The organism is Klebsiella sp. SWET4, assembly GCF_024296565.1.
Classification (GTDB): Bacteria; Pseudomonadota; Gammaproteobacteria; order Enterobacterales; family Enterobacteriaceae; genus Klebsiella; species Klebsiella variicola.
In genome coordinates, this window is the sequence record NZ_JANCOB010000009.1 from 35,030 (window position 1) to 53,734 (window position 18,705).

At 51.4% G+C, this 18,705-nt stretch carries 19 protein-coding genes and 1 tRNA gene; 15 read left to right on the plus strand and 5 right to left on the minus strand.

Annotation, left to right across the window (positions count from 1 at the left end; translation table 11 throughout):
* Positions 1-171: 171 nt before the first annotated feature.
* The 9 genes from nac (at position 172) to NKJ21_RS19305 (ending at position 8,999) form a co-directional block, all read left to right on the plus strand.
* Positions 172-1,095, plus strand: a complete 924-nt coding sequence (gene nac, locus NKJ21_RS19265) for a nitrogen assimilation transcriptional regulator NAC (RefSeq protein ID WP_009485114.1) — start codon at positions 172-174, stop codon at positions 1,093-1,095.
* A gap of 117 nt (positions 1,096-1,212) precedes the next feature.
* A complete protein-coding gene (locus tag NKJ21_RS19270; RefSeq protein ID WP_016530499.1) occupies positions 1,213-1,653 on the plus strand; it encodes an acetyl-CoA carboxylase biotin carboxyl carrier protein subunit in 441 nt (146 codons plus the stop codon).
* Between the two features lie 113 nt (positions 1,654-1,766).
* Complete coding sequence (locus tag NKJ21_RS19275; RefSeq protein ID WP_119867118.1) at positions 1,767-2,519, plus strand: SDR family oxidoreductase; 753 nt, start codon at positions 1,767-1,769, stop codon at positions 2,517-2,519.
* A 23-nt stretch (positions 2,520-2,542) separates the two neighbouring features.
* Positions 2,543-3,238 carry an amino acid ABC transporter permease gene (locus tag NKJ21_RS19280; protein WP_004222853.1) on the plus strand — a complete coding sequence of 232 codons (696 nt, stop codon included), beginning with the start codon at positions 2,543-2,545 and terminating at the stop codon, positions 3,236-3,238.
* Between the two features lie 5 nt (positions 3,239-3,243).
* On the plus strand, positions 3,244-4,005 hold the full coding sequence (locus NKJ21_RS19285; protein ID WP_004222855.1) for an amino acid ABC transporter permease: 762 nt from the start codon (positions 3,244-3,246) through the stop codon (positions 4,003-4,005).
* A gap of 9 nt (positions 4,006-4,014) precedes the next feature.
* On the plus strand, positions 4,015-4,752 hold the full coding sequence (locus NKJ21_RS19290) for an amino acid ABC transporter ATP-binding protein (RefSeq protein WP_020316552.1): 738 nt from the start codon (positions 4,015-4,017) through the stop codon (positions 4,750-4,752).
* A gap of 996 nt (positions 4,753-5,748) precedes the next feature.
* Positions 5,749-6,951, plus strand: a complete 1,203-nt coding sequence (locus NKJ21_RS19295) for a tyrosine-type recombinase/integrase (RefSeq protein WP_254733152.1) — start codon at positions 5,749-5,751, stop codon at positions 6,949-6,951.
* Positions 6,952-7,085: 134 nt separating this feature from the next.
* Positions 7,086-8,000 carry an abortive phage resistance protein gene (locus NKJ21_RS19300; protein WP_254733154.1) on the plus strand — a complete coding sequence of 305 codons (915 nt, stop codon included), beginning with the start codon at positions 7,086-7,088 and terminating at the stop codon, positions 7,998-8,000.
* A gap of 375 nt (positions 8,001-8,375) precedes the next feature.
* Complete coding sequence (locus NKJ21_RS19305; protein WP_254733156.1) at positions 8,376-8,999, plus strand: recombinase family protein; 624 nt, start codon at positions 8,376-8,378, stop codon at positions 8,997-8,999.
* 206 nt (positions 9,000-9,205) lie between these two features.
* On the opposite strand, the gene NKJ21_RS19310 is transcribed toward NKJ21_RS19305, so the two are convergent.
* Positions 9,206-9,496, minus strand: a complete 291-nt coding sequence (locus tag NKJ21_RS19310) for a hypothetical protein (RefSeq protein ID WP_032453058.1) — start codon at positions 9,494-9,496, stop codon at positions 9,206-9,208.
* A 1,690-nt stretch (positions 9,497-11,186) separates the two neighbouring features.
* Between NKJ21_RS19310 and NKJ21_RS19315 the strand changes: the two genes are divergently transcribed.
* From NKJ21_RS19315 to NKJ21_RS19330, 4 genes are read left to right on the plus strand one after another with little or no spacing between them, the layout of a single operon-like run.
* Positions 11,187-11,708: a hypothetical protein gene (locus NKJ21_RS19315; protein WP_254733158.1), complete on the plus strand. Its 522-nt coding sequence runs from the start codon at positions 11,187-11,189 to the stop codon at positions 11,706-11,708.
* Complete coding sequence (locus tag NKJ21_RS19320; RefSeq protein WP_012967826.1) at positions 11,701-12,036, plus strand: hypothetical protein; 336 nt, start codon at positions 11,701-11,703, stop codon at positions 12,034-12,036. Before NKJ21_RS19315 ends, NKJ21_RS19320 begins: the two co-directional genes overlap by 8 nt.
* Positions 12,037-12,213 (plus strand): hypothetical protein, encoded by a 177-nt coding sequence (locus NKJ21_RS19325; RefSeq protein WP_012967825.1) that lies wholly within the window; start codon positions 12,037-12,039, stop codon positions 12,211-12,213. It begins immediately after the preceding gene.
* Complete coding sequence (locus NKJ21_RS19330) at positions 12,210-12,413, plus strand: hypothetical protein (protein ID WP_254733160.1); 204 nt, start codon at positions 12,210-12,212, stop codon at positions 12,411-12,413. The genes NKJ21_RS19325 and NKJ21_RS19330 overlap by 4 nt, the downstream gene beginning before the upstream one ends.
* A gap of 459 nt (positions 12,414-12,872) precedes the next feature.
* On the opposite strand, the gene NKJ21_RS19335 is transcribed toward NKJ21_RS19330, so the two are convergent.
* The 3 genes from NKJ21_RS19335 to proB all read right to left on the minus strand — a co-directional run bounded on the left by NKJ21_RS19335 (position 12,873) and on the right by proB (position 15,429).
* Positions 12,873-12,948 (minus strand) — tRNA-Thr (locus NKJ21_RS19335).
* 113 nt (positions 12,949-13,061) lie between these two features.
* Complete coding sequence (gene proA, locus NKJ21_RS19340; RefSeq protein WP_022065078.1) at positions 13,062-14,315, minus strand: glutamate-5-semialdehyde dehydrogenase; 1,254 nt, start codon at positions 14,313-14,315, stop codon at positions 13,062-13,064.
* Positions 14,316-14,325: 10 nt separating this feature from the next.
* Positions 14,326-15,429, minus strand: coding sequence for a glutamate 5-kinase (gene proB, locus NKJ21_RS19345; protein ID WP_008805306.1), 1,104 nt, complete (start codon positions 15,427-15,429; stop codon positions 14,326-14,328).
* A gap of 289 nt (positions 15,430-15,718) precedes the next feature.
* Here proB and phoE point away from each other — a divergent pair, with 289 nt between their 5' ends.
* Positions 15,719-16,771: a phosphoporin PhoE gene (phoE, locus tag NKJ21_RS19350; protein WP_008805307.1), complete on the plus strand. Its 1,053-nt coding sequence runs from the start codon at positions 15,719-15,721 to the stop codon at positions 16,769-16,771.
* Between the two features lie 44 nt (positions 16,772-16,815).
* Here the strand turns inward: phoE and NKJ21_RS19355 are convergent, their stop codons facing one another.
* On the minus strand, positions 16,816-17,382 hold the full coding sequence (locus tag NKJ21_RS19355; RefSeq protein ID WP_004222859.1) for an NlpC/P60 family protein: 567 nt from the start codon (positions 17,380-17,382) through the stop codon (positions 16,816-16,818).
* 411 nt (positions 17,383-17,793) lie between these two features.
* Here NKJ21_RS19355 and NKJ21_RS19360 point away from each other — a divergent pair, with 411 nt between their 5' ends.
* Entirely contained in the window at positions 17,794-18,663 is an 870-nt protein-coding gene (locus NKJ21_RS19360) for a DMT family transporter (protein WP_225386835.1), read from the plus strand.
* Positions 18,664-18,705 lie beyond the last annotated feature (42 nt).

Consider the following 18,705-nt stretch of genomic DNA (forward strand, 5'->3'; position numbering starts at 1 on the left):
ACTCCGTTGACAAACAGGTATATGCCGCTGCACTCCGACGGTGCAAAGGCAGCGGCGTTGAAGTGTGGGTTGTCTGAAAATGGCGGCGCTATTGGCTGCCTGTGGTGCTCTTAGGCTATGGCACCGATCTTGCTTGCCATCAGAGATACGTATTGATGTGGGACTGCTACTATGAATCTTCGCCGCCTGAAATATTTCATTAAAATCGTCGACGTCGGGAGCCTGACGCAGGCCGCTGACATTCTGCATATCGCTCAGCCGGCGCTCAGCCAGCAGCTGGCGACTCTGGAAGGCGAAGTCGATCAGCAGCTATTAATTCGTACCAAACGAGGGGTCACGCCAACCAACGCCGGAAAAATTCTCTATACCCACGCTCAGGCGATTCTGCGCCAATGCGAGCAGGCGCAGAGCGCCATCGACGGTGCAGGCCAGGCCCTGAGCGGTCAGGTTTCTGTCGGGCTGGCGCCGGGCACAGCTGCCCAACTGCTGGCGATCCCGCTGCTGACTGAAGTCCAGCGCCAGCATCCCGGGATTGTGCTCTATTTCAATGAAAATTTTGGCACCACCCTCAGCGAATTAATTATGAGCGGTCGGATGGATATGGCGGTTATCTACGGTGACCGTGATATTCATGGATTGCGTTTTCTACCGCTGATGAAAGAAGAACTTTTTTTCGTCTGTCCGCACGCGCTGGGGGAGCCCCGGCGCGAAATCTCCCTGGCGGAGGTCGCCCGCTACGATCTGTTTCTACCGCGGATTTATAACATTATGCGTAAAGCCGCGGACGACGCCTTTACCCTGGCCGGACTGAGCTACCGGGTGAAGTGCGAGATTGAATCGCTGACCACGCTTAACGCCGCGCTGGCGGCGGATCTCGGCGGCACCATCATGCCGGAGTCCGCGGCGCGCACCATGCTCCAGCCCGCCAATGCCTGGATGGCGAGAATTGTCGAACCCAATGTACTCACCTCGCTCTCGTTCTGTATGTCCGATCATCTGCCGCTTTCGCAGCCCGCGGAGGCGGTGAAGGGGATTTTGCTCTCCCTGATGGCGCAGCGGACTGAGGACAACCGGCCGCTAACCCTGGTGGGATAATAAGTCCCCCTTATTGCCTCAAAGCGAAACCCTCTTATCAACCCTTCCGATCCCCGCGCTAGAGTCACTACTCTGGCGCGCGGCACAGCCGTGCTCTGACCCTTGCGCGATGGAATCATGATGGAAAAAGAACTGATAGCTTTTGAGGACGTGCGCCAGCTGGCGCAGAAGATGCATAACGCCGGACTGCGGGAGCTTGAGTGGCGCGGCGCGGACTGGTCGGTTCGCCTGCGCTACCCCAGTGGCAAAACGATGGCCGAACCGCCGCCTCTGCCGCCGCTGGCGGCCGAAACCCGCCCACTATCGGTGTGTTCCCCGATGCCAGGACGCCTGTTGCTGAGCCACCCCAGCCATGGGGAGGCGTTCGTTAGCGAGGGGCAGCACGTTGCGCCGAACGATATCCTCGCGCTGGTGCAGGTCGGGCCGCTCTATTTGCCGGTGCGCAGCCCGGTGGCCGGGACGCTCAAAAGCCTTATGGCACCGGCGGGGAGCCGGCTGGAGTACGGCAGCGAGATCGCGCTGCTGCTGCCCACGGATGCCGCTTCCGCGAAGTTATAAGGACCCCTTATCGGGCCAAACTATTTATGTCTTATCCCCGTTGGACATAACTGCATACAGTCAGAAAAACAACGTCAAAGGCAGATCGGTCTGCCGCAACAGGAGAGGCTCATATGCCATTTTCAGATTATAAAGTGGCCCTGGTGACCGGCGCTTCCGCTGGGATGGGGGAAGCGATTGTCGAACGCCTTTGTCAGGAAGGCATTGAGGTCCATGCGGTCGCGCGTCGCCATGAACAGCTTGCCGCCCTGGCGGACAGAACTGGCTGCATTCCCCACGCCGTCGACGTCGGCGATCTATCGGCGCTGACCGCACTGTGCCAGGGTCTGCAGGTCGATATTCTGGTGAACAACGCCGGCGTTTCTCATCCGGGATCGATTCTCGATGCCGAGGCCGACTGGGTCAACACCCAGGTGGATGTCAACCTGCGTGCCGTGCTGCACCTGTGTCGTCTGTTGGTACCGGGAATGGTGGCGCGCGACTGCGGTCACGTCATTAATATTACCTCCATCGCTGCGATTTATAACTTCAATGGCAATTCCATCTATCACGCCACCAAAGCAGGAGTGCACGCGCTGTCGCGTCAGCTGCGCGTCGATTGCTATGGCAAGCGGGTACGAATTACCGAAATTTGCCCGGGGCGGGTGGCGACGGAGATATTCGGTAACGTATCCGGCGATCATGAAGAGGCCCGCCGTCGCTTTATCGATGGTTTCGAGCTGCCGGAAGCAAAAGATATCGCCGACTGCGTGGCCTTTGCGCTCGCCGCGCCGGTGGCAGTCAACATCGGCAATATTGAGGTCACGCCGACGCTACAGGTACCCGGTGGTCTATCCACGATGCGTCCTGGTGACCGTGAGTCCTGAATGACGGCAAACGAGGAGGATATATGGCACTCGACTTCAGTAACGTGATGACTGGCCACTACGGCCAGATGATTATTGATGGCACCGTCGTCACTCTGGAACTGGCGTTGGGTGCATGGCTGCTGGCCATGTTTATTGCGCTGGTGCTGGTTATGATCCGCCTGAGCAACAAGCGCTTCGCGCAGCTTTTGGTCGCGGCGTATGTATCCTACCACCGCAACGTACCAACGCTTATTCAACTGATGATGTGGTATTTCGCGATTCCGACGCTGCTGCCCGAGTCGTTGCAGATGTGGGTCAACGAGATGAATGCGGAGTTTCTGTTCTCGCTGGTCGCCTTGGGATTGTGCCAGGCGGCCTATTTCTCTGAAGACATCCGCAGCGGTCTGCGTGCCATCCCCGAAGGCCAGAATGAAGCGGCGAGGGCGCTGGGAATGGGATATTTGCGCGCCATGTGGCTGGTGATTCTGCCACAAGGGATCCGTAATGCGTTGCCATCGGTGATTAACCACACCGTGCTGCTGTTTAAAAATACCAGCCTTGCAATGGTCATTGGCGTCACCGAGTTGACTTACGTAACGCGCGATATTGAAAACCAGACCTTCCGTACCTTCGAAGCTTATATGGTGGCGACGGTAGGCTACCTGGCCTTCTCTTTGTTGCTGATGGGGATGGGGGCGCTGCTGGCCCGTCGCTTTCAGCGCGCGTATGCGAGGTAATATGTATGTTTGATTTTTTCACGATTCTGCATGATAACGGCCTGTTGTTGCTGATGGGGCAATATCCTGATGGTCCGCTTGGCGGTGTGCTGTGTACCTTGCTGGTGTCGCTGCTGGCAGTGCTGTTCGCCTTCCCGGTCGGCGTGCTGTTGTGCCTCGCTCGCCTCTCTCCGTGGCGCTGGCTGAGCTGGCCGGTCACCTGCTGGATCTATCTGCTACGCGGTATTCCTCTGATGATGGTGGTGTTCTGGACCTATTTCTGCGTGCCGTTGCTGATTGGCCACAATATTAGCGGCTTCAGCACGATGCTGTGTACGCTGGTTATCTACGAGAGCACCTACATCGCTGAAATTGTGCGCGGCGGGATCCAGGCGCTGCCTTCAGGGCAATATGAAGCCTCCCGTGCGCTGGGAATGGGGCATGTGCGGGCTCTGCGCCTGGTGATTCTACCGCAGGCGTTGTACAACGCGCTGCCAAGTCTGGTCAGTCAACTGGTGTCGATTATCAAAGATAGTACCCTCGGCTACGTTATTAACGTTCCGGAGCTGACCTATGCGGCCAACCAGGTCAGTAATCAGCTGCTGACAAAACCGTTCCAGGTCTTTGCCATCGTAGCGCTGAGCTACTACATCATTAATTTTAGCCTGACGTGGCTGGCCAATCGCCTGGAGCTGCGTATTGCCAGCAGGAGGCAACGTGCACAGTCCGCTATGGGAAAGCCGGTCATGCCGCTGGTTCTCGACCCATCACCATCACAAACTCAATAAGGAGCAACCATGCGACCGATGATTCTGTTCAATCAGGTGAATAAATGGTACGGGGAATATCAGGCCCTGACCGACGTCAGCGCCGAAATAAAAAGCGGTGAAGTGGTGGTGGTGTGCGGTCCTTCCGGATCCGGCAAATCGACGTTAATCCGGACGGTCAACCGTCTTGAGCCCATCGAAAAGGGACAGATCCTGTTTGACGGCGTCGATATTCATGGCTCGAGCACCAGGCTGAACCAACTGCGTACGAGAATCGGCTTTGTCTTCCAGAGTTTCAATCTGTTTCCGCACGTTTCGGTGCTGGAAAATATCATGATGTCGCCAGTGAAAGTTCTCGGCGAGAAGCGTTCGGAAGCCCGACGTCATGCCGGGGAACTGCTGGAAAGGGTGGGACTATCGCACAAGGCCGACGTTTATCCGGCACAGCTTTCCGGCGGCCAGCAGCAGCGGGTGGCTATCGCCCGGGCGCTGGCGATGAAGCCGCCTGTCATGCTGTTTGACGAACCGACATCTGCACTCGACCCGGAGATGGTCGGCGAGGTGCTGAGCGTGATGCGCGGGCTGGCGCAGGAAGGGATGACCATGATGTGCGTGACTCATGAAATGAACTTTGCGCGTGACGTAGCCGATACGATCTGGTTTATGGATCAGGGACAAATACTGGAAAAGGCTGATCCGGATAAATTCTTCACCGCGCCACAACATCCGCGCGCGCGACGTTTCCTCAATGATCTACTGCTCCATTAGGCGTAAATTCACTAATCAAAGAACAGGTAGGAACTTTTCAGCCTTATAACGCCTGATGAATTTCATCGGGCGATTTGTATTGTCGTGGCTGTTGTATTGTACATTTCTACTCTATCGACTTTCTTGCCTGTACCAGAGAACATCGGTAGGCATCCATTTTCGAGGTGCCGCAGATACAGATTCTCGACGGTCGTTCCGATAGCATTCATCCGGGCTCAAGCATTCAAATGGATAAGGATCATTTACCGTTGCTGGAAGACCAAAACCCGGTACGACGAAGCGAGATACTTTCTGGCACTGGAAGAGTGAAAATCTCCCTTACTAATGCCGTAAAAAGCTTGTCGAATGTCTCAGGGCGTGAAGCGGACGTTACTAACATCTATATGCATCAATCTGTGGGGAGCAGGTCAAGGCGACTACATCAGTGTTCAGAAGGATCACACCTTATCAGGGTGCTCGTGTACCTTTCAGAGCGTGAGCGAAGCGCTGGCAGAGCCTGCATGTCGTGTGCAGGTACGTTTACCACTATTCACCTGTTTACGTGGCTCATACGGCCACACATTGGGCTTAAATGCGTGTGATCAATCTGTTTCGGGAGGATTTAGAGACGTTGGCAGCGTCATCAGCTTCGAGTTGATAGCGGTTCGTGTGGACTGTTCACGCTTTGTACCTGTTCGAGCTTTACAACTACAGGCCGCTACGTGCTAACATCCCTGAGTAGCCACTGTTAACCATAGCGGCAACTGTTGGTCATACAATCCCTTAAAAGAAGATCGTAACTTGAGAGAGAGCTACTATTTAACTTATTGTTTTTAATGGGTTTTGTTGTGTGAGTGCCGATAATAGGAGTCGAACCTACGACCTTCGCAGACTCTAATGAATTATCTACAAAGCCTAGCTAACCGATTGATTAAACTTAGTTAATTAGACTTTTCACCAGCAACAAAAGGTATATATCAACCCTGAAACTGCCCCGACAAAATATCAGGGGTTTACATGACTTACAAGCGTGACAGATATCTGATTCTCGACCATTGCGGGGTTTACATGGTGCGAATCGTTATACCGTCCTACATGAAGCCTTACTTCAACGGTAAGCGCTACTACATGAAATCCACAGCCACCAAAGATATCAGGCAAGCAAGGCTTTTCAGGGATGCTGTAGCGGTAGAGTTCATCAAGCTAAGGGAACAGCTTAAGCCAAAACAAAACGGCTCAAAGGTTGAGCAGATAATCAATGAACTACGTGGTATCAGCAACTTTGCAAAGGAATCACCAGTGAATTACGGGGCTAATATTGAGCGCTGTCCTACACTGATACAAATACGTGACCTTTATTTGCTGAAATATAGCGATAAACGCAAACTAACAACGCTATCAAAGATAACTAAAGCCGTTGAGTTAATTCTTTCTCACATTAAACAGCGTGATTCACAGCTTCAGGATATTAACAGAACGGTAGTAACCGGATGGCTTGACCAACTGAAAAAAGAGAAAGCAACTCAAACGCTACAAAATTATATAAGCGCACTAGCTCAACTATTCGATTTTGCAAAGAATCGTTATCACGATGCACCTAAAGATAATCCCTTTAGAGGGCACAGGTTAGAGGCCAAAAGTTCACATGATAGTTATGAACCTTTCCTTACTTCTGAGTTAAGCAAAGTCTTTAGGTTACTCAATGAGGAAATGAAACAGGTTACCTTAATTGGCCTTTATTCAGGGATGAGATTGAATGAAATTTGTAGCCTTACCACTGATGATATTGTTACCGAGGAAAACGTAAGGTGTTTACGCATCTCAAAAGGCAAAACAAAGAATGCTGCCCGATTGGTTCCCATTCATCCTTCAATTAACGGACTTATTGACACGCTGATTCAAAACCATACGGATAAGTTTCTTTTCAGACATGCAGCGTTAACAGACAGGGCTGATGGTAAGCGCTCTACATGGCATACACAGCAATTCACCAGAGCAAAGAGAAAGGCTTTAGGCGAGAAGGAAACGGAGAGGAAAGTCTTTCACTCATTGCGTGGTATGTTCATCACTGAGCTTGACCGCCTCAAAGTGCCTGAAGACCGGATAGCGCTTCTTGTAGGTCATGAGAGGGGGAGTACAGAGTCTTTCAAGACTTACAGTCAAGGGGCTTCACTCAAAGAGCTTGCTCAGTACGTGGAAAAGGTCAATTTTGACCTGTAACTTGACCTTTAGCCTAAAGCTGTAACTCTATGTCTGACAGATGCCCCCTTCTGAAGAGCGGGAGAAAAGATTGGTTACAAACTCTGGTCGGAGTGATTAAAATGTATCTTCGATTACATGCCGAGCAATGGACTATGAACAACTCACCAGTGCTAAAACTTCAAGAGATGGCAAGCTCAAACTCAACTGACATCGAAGATTTGCTATCGCGAGCAAAAATGATTTCAGTGAAGTTGGGCTTGAAAGATATATCTGACTGGATTGAATATGAACTTAATTCTTACTCTGACATTGCATATCTTCCTGCCTACAGAATATTTAATGACATCCCCATTAGAACATTAAATCAAGATAGTAAAGAGTGGGTTCCGTGTCAAATTATTAGCGGATTTGATTCTGAAACTTATAAAGAATTAACTACTATCTATATTACTAACACAGTGTCAGAGATATCTCGATATTCAAAAAGTGAAGATTGGCTTTTTTGTGACATTCCAAAAGACGCTCGCGAGTTTTTGCAAAGATATATTTTAAGTAGTTCGCGCATAGCGTGGTGTATCAGCCCTTCAATTTTAACCAAAATCCTTTCAAATATCCGCTCCCGTATTCTTGACTGGTCTTTATTGCTGGAAAGTAAAGGGATTTTAGGTGAAGGTTTATTATTCTCACAAGTAGAGAAAAGAGAGGCGGCAACAATGACTGTTAACAATATTAATAACTTTAACGGCAACGTGCATAATGCTGGTGCTATTGGTGCTGGCAATACCGGAGATATTCACCAACAGAACAGTATTACTTCAGGTGATTTTAACTCCCTTGCGCGTCAGCTAAAAGAGCAGGGGCTTGATGATGCTGATGTCAAAGAGTTGGAGCAGCTTGTTAAACAGACTGCTAAACCGACTTCAAAAGATGAGGTTGAAAAGGGCTTTGGGTCTTGGATTGGTAAGATTACGGGAAAGGCTTTCACTGGAGGGCTTAAAATCGCTGGTGCAGCCGCTCCTGCTTTACTAACTAATGCGCTTTGCCACTACTTTAACATTCCTGTCTGACATCAGGTTAAGGCCGCTATTATCTGACGGCCTTTCTTTTTCATTCCTGAAAAGTGCATAGTTATACATCAATAGCCCGCAGGTACTGATTAATTTGAATGATTATTCATTGTTTTAACAGTGATTAACAGTTTTCTCACACCCCATATTTTCTTCTTCGATGGCTTGCCAGCCCTGACCTCAAGCCATTTTTCTGTTCTGTGGTGATTACAGTGAACTTACTGGTAATTTACACACTGTTTCCAGTCTGGTTAAGGTATACCTCAACAAGCACCGATTTACTGAACCAGTTCACCCCAAAAACGATTTATTGAACCATGTAAAACAGACTGTTATAATTGAACCATCTTAAACAGACTGCCACGGTTCACTATCATGACTTCACGTGTCTATGCTTACCTCAGAGCTTCCACCATTCAGCAAGACGCAACACGCGCCAAAGGTCAGTTGGATGAGTTCGCTACAACCAACGGTATGACTATTTCAAGCTACTTCACAGAGAATGAATCAGGTGCATCTCTACAGCGTCCTGAGTTGTTCAGACTGCTTGAGATTGCGCAGAAGGGAGATGTTCTCTTAGTGGAGCAGGTAGACCGCCTGTCACGTTTGAGCGGTGAAGACTGGAACAAGTTACGGTCACTGATTAATGAGAAAGGTGTGAGAGTGGTTGCCTTAGACCTGCCAACAAGCCACCAGCTTATTCAGTCAGGTGATGAGTTCACCAGCAGAATGCTTGAGGCGCTAAACGGGATGATGTTGGACATGCTCGCCGCTATCGCCAGAAAGGATTACACAGACCGTAAGAGAAGACAGGCTCAGGGCATTGTAAAGGCCAAATCAGACGGTAAGTACAAAGGCCGTCCAGAGGACACACAGCGTAATGAGAGAATAGCCAAGCTGTTACAGGCTGGTATGTCCTACACTGACGTAATGGACACGGTGAATTGCTCAAGGGCAACGGTGGCAAAGGTCAGTAAGAGCCTCAAAGAATTAGCTTAATTTAACTGGTGAAGAGTCACGCCCTGCTTTGTGCGGGGCTTTCTGATTGATTTCATTGTAGATATGTTGAGAAATTGCTTGTTAACCGCTACTTTCTCAGGTTCGCCTTCTAAGCAGGTATTCATCTGCTCATCAAATCTTCCAGACCTTCACAGATATGTTCCAGTAATCAATGAAGGCCGAAAATAACGAGTGACACCCTGATTTTACGGAAAAATTTTCATCAGTAATTTTCTAGCCTCATCTCTTAAATCATCGTTCACACGATTAGACGCAATAATTAGCCTTAATGCTTCTTCACTTGCCCCTGCGGAAATGATTGCTCTCGCTTTACTGGTGCGGCTCCCACAGCTTTTTTCTGTGTATCCTTCCTGAGTATGCAGCAGTTCAATGAGGTCAGCACGTGAAATGGTTGTGTTGGCAAACTTGCTGTAATACGTCACAAAGCACCCCATACCAATAGCTTTAAGGTAGGTGTGTAATTTTTCGTCATCCATTGAGAGGCCCTTAGGAGAATATCTGAGGGAATTGTAACCCTCTGAAAGTCATCTTAACCAGTGGGTAAACTGAGATGAAAGGTTTGATGTCTGGATCCGGCTTATGCTTACCGTTATCCCTGTACCATTGTTTCTGGCATTCAACACAAGCCATGCAGCTTGAATAATGTTCACTAGCACCATGTCTCTTGCAGATGTGAACAAAGAAACGCTGACCGCGTGCTCTGGCAATCTTTGCCGCAGCAGTTTTTCGGATGGTGAAGTCTTCGTTTCCGGTAAGAAACAAAAATCGGTTTGATGTCTGTACAGTAGGTTTCATTCTTCCAGTCTCCGGTGTGGAAAATCATTCAGCCCACCAGCGATTAACGCTTGATGGGAAGGAACCCTTTTCACCGTGATGGATTGCCTATGGCTTAACAGATGGGAAAGTCTGAAAAGTTGCAATTCACAATATTGCTGTAGGGTGAGGTGACTCAACAATTTGGGGTTGTTTAGTATTCACTCTTATTGTGAATGTCTGCCATTTGATAAATCTCTTTAGATATGGCTGGACTAGTTGAACTCTCAAGCTATCCCGACTCAACGGGGGCTTAAGCAACGACACCAGATATTCCCACAACTCAAAGAGAACTCATCTCTAACAGGTTGATTATTATATCAAACGCAATGGTTTGATGCAATTGTAACCTGAGCTATTTTAGCGCTCTCTGAGGGCTTATGATGGGCCTTGAGGGGAGAATGTATGGTTGATATTGGGAACGCTTCAGAATGGCATACAGGGGTTCTGATAGGCTATCTGAATAGATTACAAGGCGAAAGCAAGAAGCATGACAACGCGAAGCCATGCGAATGTTGAAAGGATAATTCCTTGATTGGTGATTCCACATCTTAACAGTAATCTTTAAAGGTATTGATTAAGTATCTTTGAAGAGATAATAAGATTTTAATGGCTTTTGGCGTAAGCCATTTTCTTATTGTAGTATTCAATTAGTGATAATCAGAAACTTTAAAGGTAATCTGTAAAGGTCTTAATGCATTATATCAATCGTAAAAAATCCGTCAATAGCAAAAAGTGCTAAATATGTATTTCTGCAATCCCATCCCTCCCGCCAATAATAACCATTCATCAATTACTGCAATAACAAAATACTACTGGACAAAAACACAGTTTCGTATGATAATAATACAGTAATGCTCATTTATCAAAATCGGTCAACAGGGTCTTAGATAGATGAGAATAGCTGGAAGGTCACTTTCTCAGGTTTTATCATGGGGGGTGGCCTTTCCTGTTTCAGGGGTATTAACATGAATGAAAAAAAGAAAGAAATACTTTACTGTCGTAGTTGAAAAGGCACATCGGTTCTACATGCAATATAAGGGTCTTTCCGAATTAACAGGAATTACATCCCCCACCGATTACACCCCGCCTCGTATGATGACTAAAACCAGACGGTATGAAATCATTAAGGCTATTTGTCAGAAAACTGAAACCCCTTGACATAATTTAACAACATGTTAACATTTATGTATTGGATTGATTTCCTAACAAATTAATGGCTTTCCTGTGGCATCCCTTCCTCGGGGACAGGTTAGCCAACCCCTTACACATTCCAGATGACACTACACGGGTTACGTAAAAGACGGCCTGTGTGGTGTATTTTTGTATCTGAATTTCACGAGAGCGTTAATAATGAATAGTCCTACACAGAAACGAATTAAAATCGAATCACATTTCATCCCCCAAATTAAAGCTGCACTGGAAAATATCGAAGATGCAAAGGATATTTACAACGCAGACAGCCTGAATAAAGATACTCTTATTGCTGTCAAGACTAAGCAGCTAATGTCTCAGCCAGTCGAAGATTACGGGTTCCGAATCCGACAGGTTACACACCCAGCGATGGTACAGACTATTATTCAGAACATGATGAATGAGAATTACGTTGTGTATGAGATGGGCGCTGGATTTATCAAGTTTGTACCATTACAGCAGTCACCAAAACATAACCCGCTTGCTGAGATTGAAAAGGCATGTAAGAAAGCCGCTGAGAAATTTGTTGATGCAGGAATCACTGAGAAAGCGAATAAGGTAAATAAGGCTATCCATGCTCACAACGTATTGGTGAAACAGGCTGAAGAAGCGTTATCGGGAATTAAATCGCTTGAATCCTATCTGTCTGTGATTGTCGCCGATGAGGTGGGTAATGACTAACAAAGTCACTGAGGCCGCCTACAAGGCTCAGATTGCTGCTTTACAGGCTCAGTTAATGCAACGCCATACAGTGACTGCCATCGACGCTGTACAGCCTTTCTGTGAAGCTATAGGTATCAATCCCGCTGATTACGTTAAGGCCACCAGCGCTATGAGTAACCAGCATAAAGCGTTCTGTGACGGGATTCTGAAAGCGGCTTCTTCAAAGGTCACCCGCTTGCAGCGTGATGCAACTGTACGAATCCTCGAAGCACAGACAAAACGAAACAAAGCCATAACAGCAGCCTCAGAAGCGGCTGAAGTTGCTCAGTCGATGGGAGGGCTGTAAATGAATCAACTCTTCAATGAATATGGTCAGAAAGTAAGTTGTAATCTTCTGATGACGCTGCATCCATCGCTTATCACAAAGCTGGAAAAGCTTTCTGAACAGATTGGTCAAGGTGTGGTATCAGAAGACCAGCGTTTAACGCTGGCAATCGGTGAGATGCTCAGGAGGCTTGAATGACGCTTTATCCGTGTAATCCTCTGAAGTCTCAAGGGGATGCAATTCCGTTAACTCAAAATCTCGCCCTGAATATTCCTGTCCCAATGCTACAGAAGCTGGACAGAGTAGGTTATGAACTTGCGGGACGTTACAAATTGGGCGGATTATCAGAGCAGCGCTTGAGATTGCTGGCATTGGCTCACCTGATTGAATCGGCATGAGTGATTTCAAGACAATAGCAGCCATTTAGCGCCGTGATGGGACACCATAACAAGCGCCTTATGCGCATCTTTCAGTTAACCGTTCTCTTATCGAGTACCGTTCGTTTATGGCACGGTGAACACCACGAGAGAGCCAGCCCCTTTCCCGGACTGGTTAGGATTCCCATCATTTGCTCGTTTATCCGTGGCGTGTCATCACGACAGGCTGTAACGGGACACCGCGCTAAGTGTGGAACAGTTAAAAGTTGTGGGATTGATTAGAGACGCTGGCAACGTCATAGGCTTCGAGTTGAGCTTGTACCTGTTCGAGCTGTACAACTACAGGCCGTTACAGTTAACATTCCCAATTGCCATATCAACCATAACGGCAGTTATGAGGGATGATTTACCGATTCTTATAGATGAATAAAAGGCAGATTTTTAAGTCTAACTTATTGATTTATAAGGATTTTTACGTGATGGTGCCGATAATAGGAGTCGAACCTACGACCTTCGCATTACGAATGCGCTGCTCTACCAACTGAGCTATATCGGCCCTGCAAGAGGTGTTCACGAGCGTGAATCACGAGGCAAAAGGTTAGAACTTAGCGGGCGATGCGTCAATAGCCAGTGGAATCAACTGCCTATTTTTGCATCGCCCGTTCTCATTTACGCACGAATGGTATCGTCGCCGAAACCAATCCACTTATAAGTGGTTAACGCTTCCAGCCCCATCGGGCCGCGGGCGTGCAGCTTCTGGGTGCTGACCGCCACCTCCGCACCAAGGCCGAACTGGCCGCCGTCGGTGAAGCGCGTGGAGGCGTTCACGTAGACGGCGGAAGAGTCCACTTCATTGATAAAGCGGTTGGCGTTACGCAGGGTGCGGGTCAGGATGGCGTCGGAGTGCTGGGTGCCATGTTCCCGAATATGGGCGATAGCCTCATCCATATCGGCCACCACTTTGACGTTCAGATCCAGCGACAGATACTCGTCGTCATACTGCTCCGCTTTCACCGGCTCGACTTTCGCCGGGCCGTTCTGCAGCGTGGGGAGGGCGGAAGGGGCGGCATGCAGGGTGACGCCGCTCTCGGCCATCTGCTTGCTCAACGCCGGCAGGAAGGTGTCGGCGATGTTGCGGTGCACCAGCAGCGTTTCCACGGTATTGCAGGTGCTCGGCCGCTGGGTCTTGGCATTGACGATGATCTTCAGCGCAGGGGCGATCTCGGCGGTTTCATCAACGAAGATATGGCACACGCCAATCCCGCCGGTGATCACCGGGATCGTTGACTGCTCACGGCACAGCTTGTGCAGGCCCGCGCCGCCGCGGGGGATCAGCATATCGATGTATTTATCCATCTTCAGCATTTCGCCCACCAGCGCGCGATCCGGGCTCTCAATGGCCTGTACCGCGGCGGCCGGCAGACCGCACTCCTGCAGCGCTTGCTGGATCACCTTCACCGTGGCGGCGTTGGTGCGCCAGGTCTCTTTCCCGCCGCGCAGGATCGCTGCGTTGCCGGTTTTCAGACACAGGGAGGCGACGTCGACCGTCACGTTGGGTCGCGCTTCATAAATCACGCCAATCACCCCCAGCGGGACGCGGCGACGTTCAATACGCAGACCGCTGTCCAGCAGCCCGCCGTCGATCACCTGGCCGACCGGATCGGCCAGATTGCACACCTGGCGCACATCGTTGGCGATGCCGCTCAGACGCGCCGGGGTCAGCGCGAGGCGATCAAGCATCGCTTCACTCAGGCCATTGGCGCGAGCTTCGGCTAAATCTTCCGCGTTGGCGCGCAGAATATCGTCGGTCTGCGCTTCCAGATAATCGGCGATCTTTTCCAGTACCTGGTTCTTTTCCCGGCTGGAGAGTAACGCCAGCTGCCAGGAGGCCGCTTTGGCGGCAATGCCCATTTGTTCCAGCATTTTCAGCTCCTTAACGGATGATCATATCATCGCGGTGGACGGCCACCGGGCCGTATTCGTAGCCCAGAATGGCATCGATTTGCTGCGAGTGCTGGCCGGCGATAAGGCGCAGCGCATCGCTGTTGTAGCGGCTGACGCCGTGAGCGATATCGCGTCCTTCGCTATTGCGGATGCGGATCACTTCGCCGCGGGAGAAGTTGCCGCTGACGATTTTGATGCCTTTTGGCAACAGCGAGCTGCCTCTTTCGAGGATCGCCTGAGTCGCGCCCGCATCGACGGTCAGTTCACCGGCCGGCGGGGCGCCGAAGATCCAGCGCTTACGGTTCTCCAGCGGAGACTCCTGAGCGTGGAAGCAGGTGCCTACCGGCAGGCCTTCCATCGCGTGGCCGATGACGTCCGGGCGGTTGCCAGCGGCGATGATGGTATCAATCCCCGCGCGGCAGGCGACGTCCGCGGCCTGCAGCTTGGTGCCCATGCCGCCGGTGCCGAGTCCGGAGACGCTGTCGCCGGCGATGGCGCGCAGCGCGTCGTCGATGCCGTAGACGTCTTTAATCAGCTCCGCCTGCGGGTTGCTACGCGGGTCGGCGGTGAACAGGCCTGGCTGGTCGGTTAACAGCAGCAGCTTATCCGCTCCGGCGAGGATCGCGGCCAGTGCGGAGAGATTGTCGTTATCGCCCACTTTGATTTCCGCGGTGGCGACGGCGTCGTTTTCGTTAATGACCGGGACGATGCTGTTATCCAGCAGTGCGCGCAGAGTGTCGCGGGCGTTGAGGAACCGTTCTCTGTCTTCCATGTCGGCGCGGGTCAGCAGCATCTGGCCAACGTGAATGCCATAGATAGAAAACAGCTGTTCCCACAGCTGGATCAGACGGCTTTGTCCCACCGCCGCCAGCAGCTGCTTGGAGGCGATGGTGGCGGGCAGTTCCGGGTAACCAAGGTGCTCGCGCCCGGCGGCAATGGCCCCGGAGGTCACGATGACAATACGGTGTCCCATGGCGTGCAGCTGTGCGCACTGGCGCACGAGCTCAACGATATGGGCGCGGTTCAGGCGGCGGGACCCGCCTGTTAAAACACTGGTGCCCAGTTTTACCACCAGCGTCTGGCTTTCACTCATGATTCTCTGCCGTTCAAAAGGAATATCGATATCGAGCTGATGTTGTAGCAGGAGTCGGCCCGCTTGCCAACACCCGGGGCGGCGGGCGCGCCATTTTATTGCGCGGGATCGGGCATTCTGGAGAGGGGATGTGACAAAAATATGTCAGATACATTTAAATACTCTTTTTTATAAAAAGTTCCACCTTGTCATAAATATTTAATCTCCCGGCGTTAAAAAACCTCCTGTTTTTGATGGGCGAGCGCCCGCAATTGAATAGCGCGTATAAATAAATCACCAGGACTGAATAATGAAAAAGAGTACTCTGGCATTAATGATGATGGGCTTTGTGGCTTCAACAGCGACGCAGGCAGCGGAAGTTTATAACAAGAACGCGAACAAACTGGATGTGTACGGCAAGATCAAAGCCATGCACTACTTCAGCGATTATGACAGCAAAGATGGCGATCAGACTTACGTGCGTTTCGGTATTAAAGGCGAAACGCAGATTAACGACGACCTGACCGGCTATGGCCGTTGGGAATCTGAATTCTCCGGTAACAAAACCGAGAGCGATTCCAGCCAGAAAACCCGTCTGGCGTTCGCCGGGGTGAAGCTGAAGAACTACGGCTCCTTCGATTACGGTCGTAACCTTGGCGCCCTGTACGACGTGGAAGCCTGGACCGATATGTTCCCGGAATTCGGCGGCGATTCCTCTGCCCAGACCGATAACTTTATGACCAAACGCGCCAGCGGCCTGGCGACCTACCGCAATACCGATTTCTTCGGTCTGGTGGATGGTCTGGATATGACCCTGCAGTACCAGGGTAAAAACGAAGGCCGTGAAGCGAAGAAACAGAACGGCGACGGCGTTGGCACCTCATTAAGCTATGATTTCGGCGGCAGCGACTTCGCCGTCAGCGCGGCCTACACCAGCTCCGACCGTACCAACGATCAGAACCTGCTGGCCCGCGGCCAGGGTTCGAAAGCGGAAGCCTGGGCGACCGGCCTGAAATATGACGCCAACAATATCTACCTGGCGACCATGTATTCTGAGACCCGCAAAATGACCCCGATCAGCGGCGGTTTTGCCAACAAAGCGCAGAACTTTGAAGCGGTGGCGCAGTATCAGTTCGACTTCGGTCTGCGTCCGTCCCTCGGCTATGTGCTGTCGAAAGGGAAGGATATCGAAGGGGTGGGTAGCGAAGATCTGGTTAACTACATTGACGTGGGCCTGACCTACTACTTCAACAAAAACATGAACGCCTTCGTGGATTACAAAATCAACCAGCTGAAAAGCGATAACAAACTCGGCATCAACGATGACGACATCGTCGCGCTGGGTATGACCTACCAGTTCTGATTAACCGCAGAACCACCCGCCGCAGCCCTGGCTGCGGCTTTTTTTTAGCGGCGATTCTTCGCCAGATGCAGGGTGTCGCTGTTCATGGTGATCTGCGCGTTATACTCCTTCGGCAGACGACGCGCCTGATAGAACGCCGATTCCCAGTAAGGGTTGTCCAGCGAAGAGCGCATCACGCCCTGGCTGCTCGAGGCGTGAAGGAAATTATGATCGGTATCGTAAAAGCCAACGTGCATCCCGGCCCGGGTGCGGAAGAAAACCAGATCGCCGGGACGTAAATCGCGCTTATTGACCCGCACGCCCATGTGCAGCAGCTCGCGGGTGGTGATCCGCTCCATCGGCAGGTTAAAGCGATCCTTCAACGTGCGCCAGACGAAACCCGAGCAGTCGACGCCGCTTTGTTCAGTACCGCCCCATTCATAGGGGGTTCCCTGCCAGGTGTGCATCTGATCATGCAGGGCCGCCACCACCGGGATCAGATCGTCCGATCCGCCGTCAATGGTCATATCCGCATGAGATTTTGTGTTCTTTGCCTGTTTCGGTGAGGAGGAGCATCCTGCCAACAACAAAAAAGGAATTAAAAAGAGAGCATGCGTCAGTTTTGGCTTCATATCGTTATTTTCGAAGTAGCAAGCAGACTGCTTTGTTTTATAGCCGATTAAAAAGAACGGCTGAATAAGCCGAGGCCGCCTTTACGTTTATTTACGATTAAAAATAAACAATCAGGCGAGAGATCACCCATAAAAGGCAGTTGTCACTTCCGAACGGCCTGTGCCAGGATTCTGATTAAACATTTCACGAGGCATTCCATGACGCATTACGCCATCTCTGGTGAGACTTTGCCCGGCGCCGCTTTCGACGCGGGGTGGATGACGTCTGCGCTTCATCATTGCTTCACCACGCTCTGCCCACCGCCTCCCCCTCCAGACCGGGTTGTTTTCGACGCTTAACGCCGTCTTTAGCAGGCGCTTACCTGCCGGTATGACGCTTGATACCTTGTGTTTGACGTTCTGGAGCATGCTATGCACGTTCGCTATTCTCTGCTCGCCTCGCAGGCGACAACGGCCATTTTTGTGCTGCTGTGGGGCAGCGCGGCCATCTTCACCCGCTGGGGACTGGACAACGCTTCGCCGATGGCGCTGCTGGTCTTTCGTTTTCTGATTGCCCTGGTCGCGCTGGCGCCGCTGGCCATCGTCCGTCGGCGCTGGCTACCCGCGCCGGGCACCCGCCTGCAGACAGCGGCCACCGGCCTGATGCTGATTGGCGGCTATTCGGTCTGTTACTTCGAGGCGATGGCTAACGGTGTGACGCCGGGACTTATCGCCACCATCATGGGGATCCAGCCCATCCTTACGCTTTGCGTGGTGGAGCGTCGCCTGCAGGGGCGGCGGCTGTCAGGGCTGCTGATTGCCCTGGCGGGGCTGGTGCTGCTGGTGTGGCGCAGCCTGGCGGCCTCGCCGATGGCGATGGTGGGGATCCTGTTTGCGCTGGCGGCTCTGCTGCTGATGACCTTTGGCGCGCTGTGGCAAAAGCGCAGCCGTCAGGCGCCGGCGGATGTCCTGCCGCTGCAGTACGCCGTCAGTCTGGGGCTGTGCCTGCTGATTGCCCCGGTCAGCGGCTTCCAGTTTACCGTTAACGCCGGGTTGATTATTCCGGTGCTGTTTCTCGGGCTGCTGATTTCGGTGGTCGCCCAGCTGCTGCTGTATCGTCTGCTGAGCGCGGGAAATATTGTCAATGTCACCAGCCTCTTTTATCTGGTGCCAGTGATCACGGCGCTACTGGATTATCTGCTGCTGGGCAACCGGCTGTCGGCGGCGGCGATGGTCGGTATGGTGGCGATCATCGGTGGGATCGTGCTGGTGTTCCGCACCGCGAAGGTCCGCGCCGGCTGATGGCGAGCCGGGCGCTTTGGCGTCCGGTTCATTTTCCTGTCA

What these genes read in the sequence shown, in the direction of transcription:
- NKJ21_RS19310 (WP_032453058.1), bottom strand. Translation starts at nt 9,496, where the DNA reads ATGGATGACGAAAAATTACACACCTACCTTAAAGCTATTGGTATGGGG.
- NKJ21_RS19320 (WP_012967826.1), top strand. Translation starts at nt 11,701, where the DNA reads ATGACTAACAAAGTCACTGAGGCCGCCTACAAGGCTCAGATTGCTGCT.
- nac (WP_009485114.1), top strand. Translation starts at nt 172, where the DNA reads ATGAATCTTCGCCGCCTGAAATATTTCATTAAAATCGTCGACGTCGGG.
- NKJ21_RS19270 (WP_016530499.1), top strand. Translation starts at nt 1,213, where the DNA reads ATGATGGAAAAAGAACTGATAGCTTTTGAGGACGTGCGCCAGCTGGCG.
- NKJ21_RS19305 (WP_254733156.1), top strand. Translation starts at nt 8,376, where the DNA reads ATGACTTCACGTGTCTATGCTTACCTCAGAGCTTCCACCATTCAGCAA.
- proB (WP_008805306.1), bottom strand. Translation starts at nt 15,429, where the DNA reads ATGAGTGAAAGCCAGACGCTGGTGGTAAAACTGGGCACCAGTGTTTTA.
- NKJ21_RS19275 (WP_119867118.1), top strand. Translation starts at nt 1,767, where the DNA reads ATGCCATTTTCAGATTATAAAGTGGCCCTGGTGACCGGCGCTTCCGCT.
- NKJ21_RS19295 (WP_254733152.1), top strand. Translation starts at nt 5,749, where the DNA reads ATGACTTACAAGCGTGACAGATATCTGATTCTCGACCATTGCGGGGTT.
- NKJ21_RS19330 (WP_254733160.1), top strand. Translation starts at nt 12,210, where the DNA reads ATGACGCTTTATCCGTGTAATCCTCTGAAGTCTCAAGGGGATGCAATT.
- phoE (WP_008805307.1), top strand. Translation starts at nt 15,719, where the DNA reads ATGAAAAAGAGTACTCTGGCATTAATGATGATGGGCTTTGTGGCTTCA.
- NKJ21_RS19285 (WP_004222855.1), top strand. Translation starts at nt 3,244, where the DNA reads ATGTTTGATTTTTTCACGATTCTGCATGATAACGGCCTGTTGTTGCTG.
- NKJ21_RS19280 (WP_004222853.1), top strand. Translation starts at nt 2,543, where the DNA reads ATGGCACTCGACTTCAGTAACGTGATGACTGGCCACTACGGCCAGATG.
- NKJ21_RS19360 (WP_225386835.1), top strand. Translation starts at nt 17,794, where the DNA reads ATGCACGTTCGCTATTCTCTGCTCGCCTCGCAGGCGACAACGGCCATT.
- NKJ21_RS19300 (WP_254733154.1), top strand. Translation starts at nt 7,086, where the DNA reads ATGAACAACTCACCAGTGCTAAAACTTCAAGAGATGGCAAGCTCAAAC.
- NKJ21_RS19325 (WP_012967825.1), top strand. Translation starts at nt 12,037, where the DNA reads ATGAATCAACTCTTCAATGAATATGGTCAGAAAGTAAGTTGTAATCTT.
- NKJ21_RS19315 (WP_254733158.1), top strand. Translation starts at nt 11,187, where the DNA reads ATGAATAGTCCTACACAGAAACGAATTAAAATCGAATCACATTTCATC.
- NKJ21_RS19290 (WP_020316552.1), top strand. Translation starts at nt 4,015, where the DNA reads ATGCGACCGATGATTCTGTTCAATCAGGTGAATAAATGGTACGGGGAA.
- proA (WP_022065078.1), bottom strand. Translation starts at nt 14,315, where the DNA reads ATGCTGGAACAAATGGGCATTGCCGCCAAAGCGGCCTCCTGGCAGCTG.
- NKJ21_RS19355 (WP_004222859.1), bottom strand. Translation starts at nt 17,382, where the DNA reads ATGAAGCCAAAACTGACGCATGCTCTCTTTTTAATTCCTTTTTTGTTG.